Annotated in this window: 2 pseudogenes; both read left to right on the top strand. The window is 56.1% G+C overall.

Annotated elements, in window-relative coordinates:
• Positions 1-216: 216 nt before the first annotated feature.
• Positions 217-684 (top strand): annotated as a pseudogene (locus P792_RS33885) (hypothetical protein); the annotation flags it as partial.
• A gap of 638 nt (positions 685-1322) precedes the next feature.
• Positions 1323-1821: pseudogene (locus tag P792_RS33895) on the top strand (type II restriction endonuclease); the annotation flags it as partial.

The following is a 1821-nucleotide window of genomic DNA, read 5'->3' on the forward strand; positions in this document are numbered from 1 at the left end:
CCCGCGCGGGCGCGGGTGGGGTGAGCTTTCTGGCTAGGTTGGCGCGAGGGAAAAGGGAGAGGGCCGCTCATGAGCGTCAGGCTTTCAACACGGTAGGGGCGGACACACCCAGCATACGCGCAGCCGACGGATGGGGGAACAGGGCAGGCGGTTTCCTAGATGTTTAGTCCCGGGTTTTGATGGTGCATTATTTTCACGAGAGTGGAAGGATGCGCTATGGGCCAGGTTCACCACGGATGCGCCACGACGACAACGGCAGTCCGTCGAGCGATACAGCATAGTCAAGAGAGCCTGAGAGCTCTGGCGGAACGCCACGGGGTCAACCCGAAGACAGTCGCCAAATCGAAGGGACGGCCCGATACAGCGGATCGACGCACTGGCCCGAAGGCTCCTCTTTCGACGGTCCTGTCGATCGAGGAGGAGGGCATCGTCGTGGCGTTCCGCCGCCATACATTATTGCCCCTGGACGACTGCCTTTACGCGCTACAGGCGACGATCCCGCATCTGACGCGCTCTTCATTGCATCGTTGTCTTCAGCGCCATGGAATCAGCCGTCTGCCCGACACCAAGGGCGACAAGCCCAGGCGCTCGAAGTTCAAGACTTATCCGGTCGGCTATTTTCATATCGACATCGCCGAAGTCCGCACCGCAATGGGGCGTCTCATCATCCTGAAAACAGCCGACTTGTATGGCCAGGCTTCCGAGCACCGCGCCGAAACAGAATTTTAAGCTCCCGGGAGCCTACATCACGCGTCTCGACATTGATTAGATGCTATAATGTGAATACTCTCATTAGGTGAACTAATTAATTGACGCGCGAATTAGACTGTTCGAGAGCTTATCCGCCCAAATAATGAGATTCAGCGTCGCGGTCTGTCGACGGTTACCCTGATTAGGACCGGGAGGTGAAATTCAATAAATGTCATATTGGTCGCGATATGTGCTCGCACGTCGTGGGCTTCGATCATTCACGATGCACTCTGTGCGATCGTCTATCCATCCTGTGACGGCTTCCTGCACGACATCGTATTCATGGCTGTTGCAGATTGCATCGGCTTTGAGTTTACAAGAATAGAAAGCAGACCAGTCATTGAATGGTGATTAGACAGTCTCTCCCGATGTCTTTCTTTACGGGTGGCTCTCCTTGTCGGACGACGCCTTGTCATCCCCAATGAGATTGCACGCGGCCACCGGCCGGCGATGATTCGCGTCCCCGTTAATGCAAAGCTCAAACGTATCGTGGCGCACCTGCTGCCCTGCTTTCGTCTTGAGGAAAAACGGAGCGAGTTGTTCAGCGCAATGGCCGCCGTCGCGAACATCCATATAATGCCCTGACCGGATCAAAGGTGAAGCTGGGGCGATGGGAGGAATATCTTGCCATGCGGCAGGGCATCCTGAAACTGAATGCGACCTATCGTTCGCGGCTTTCCAATGATCTGGGTGGCTGCCTGTCGGTGTTGCCTGGGTTCACGACGGAAACGCAGGGAGCGGAATCCGTGCGTCTGATCGATGTTCTGTGGCTTGATCGGGAAAGCCACAGGGTTGTCGCAGCCTTCGAGGTTGAGCATTCAACGACCATCTATTCCGGCATCGTGCGGATGCTGGATCTTGCTCGCGGGTCAGAGGCGCAGGCTTTGGAGGGACTGCTCCTTGTCGCGCCGGATAAGCGGGAAGCCGATGTACGGGAACAACTGTGGCGGCCGGCTTTCAGTAGGATTGCTGACCTGAAAGTCCGGTATCTGCCTTACGGGCGCTTGAGAAGGATCGTAAGGCCATTGAGCGCTTTGGGCAGGGTATAAAACCAATTCAAGCTATATCCCA

Origin of the sequence: Asaia sp. SF2.1 (assembly GCF_000505765.1) — a bacterium.
GTDB lineage: Bacteria > Pseudomonadota > Alphaproteobacteria > Acetobacterales > Acetobacteraceae > Asaia > Asaia bogorensis.